1 protein-coding gene is annotated in these 1,608 nt (G+C 64.4%); it reads right to left on the bottom strand.

The window, feature by feature from the left end; all coding sequences use genetic code 11:
* The coding region (locus NDO48_RS28970) for a malate synthase G (RefSeq protein ID WP_267322879.1) at positions 1-1,608 on the bottom strand (1,608 nt) is incomplete at both ends.

Below are 1,608 nucleotides of genomic sequence, written 5' to 3'. Positions count from 1 at the left end.
GCCTTGAGCTCGAGCCTGCGCTTGTGGAGCACCGGTTCGGTGTAGCCATTGGGCTGGGCGCGGCCTTCAAAGACGAGATCGCAGGCGGCGCGGAAGGCGGTCGACTGGTCGAACTCGGGCGCCATCGGTCGGTAGAGCGGATCGCCGACATTCTGGCGGTCGACGATGGCTGCCATGCGCTGCAGCGAGTCCATCACCTGGATGTGCGAGCAGACGTCATGACGCAGCCAGTTGGCGATGTGCTGGGAGGAAATGCGCAAGGTGGCGCGGTCTTCCATCAGCCCGACGTCGTTGATGTCTGGAACCTTCGAGCAGCCGACGCCCTGGTCGATCCAGCGCACGACATAGCCGAGAATGCCTTGCGCGTTGTTGTCGAGCTCGCGCTGGATCTCGTCGGGCGTCCAGTTGGGACGAACGACCACAGGCACCGACAGGATGTCGTCGAGACGCGCCTTGGGCCGGCTCTTCAGCTCGGCCTGCACCTGGTGCACGTCGACCTTGTGGTAGTGGGTGGCATGCAGCGTCGCTGCCGTCGGCGACGGCACCCAGGCTGTGTTGGCGCCGGCCTTCGGATGGGCGATCTTCTGCTCCAGCATCGCTGCCATCAGATCGGGCATCGCCCACATGCCCTTGCCGATCTGGGCATGGCCCGACAGGCCGCATTCGAGCCCGGTGTCGACATTCCAGGCCTCATAGGCATTGATCCACGGCGCCTGCTTCATGTCGCCCTTGCGCACCATCGGGCCGGCTTCCATCGAGGTGTGGATCTCATCGCCGGTGCGGTCGAGGAAGCCGGTGTTGATGAACACCACGCGTTCCTTGGCGGCACGGATGCACTCCCTAAGGTTGACGGTGGTGCGCCGCTCCTCGTCCATGATGCCCATCTTGATAGTCTTTCTGGGCATGCCGACCAGGCGTTCGACGCGGTCGAAGATCTCCACCGCAAAGGCCACTTCCTCGGGGCCATGCATCTTCGGCTTGACGACATACATCGAACCGGCACGGCTGTTCATGCGGCGGCCATGGGCGCCGACGTCGTGCAGGGCGATCAAAGCGGTAACAGCCGCATCCATGATGCCCTCGGGCACCTCGTGGCCGTCGCGGTCGTGGATCGCAGGATTGGTCATCAGGTGGCCGACATTGCGCACCAGCATCAAGGAGCGGCCGGGCAGCGAGACAGTCCTGCCATCGGCGCCGGTGTACTCACGGTCGGCATTGAGCTTGCGGGTAACCGGCCTGCCGCCCTTGTCGAAGGTTTCAGACAGATCGCCCTTCATCAGGCCGAGCCAGTTGCGGTAGACGGCAACCTTGTCTTCGGCGTCCACGGCCGCGACCGAATCCTCGCAGTCCTGGATGGTGGTCAGCGCAGATTCCAGGATCATGTCGGAGATGCCGGCCGGATCGGACTTGCCGATCGCACTCTCCCTGTCGACCACGACCTCGACATGCAGGCCATTCTTCACCAGCAGCACCGCGTCGGGATTCTTTGCCTCGCCACGATAGCCGGCGAACTGTTTTGCGTCGCGCAGCGCAACCGCGCCTGAAGCGCTCGCAAGCTTCAGCTGCCCGCCCTCGACCGCAAGCCCTGTCACGTCCGACCAGCTGCCC

Origin of the sequence: Aminobacter sp. MET-1 (assembly GCF_026521175.1) — a bacterium.
Lineage (GTDB): Bacteria > Pseudomonadota > Alphaproteobacteria > Rhizobiales > Rhizobiaceae > Aminobacter.
This window is presented reverse-complemented; position numbering and strand designations above follow the sequence as displayed.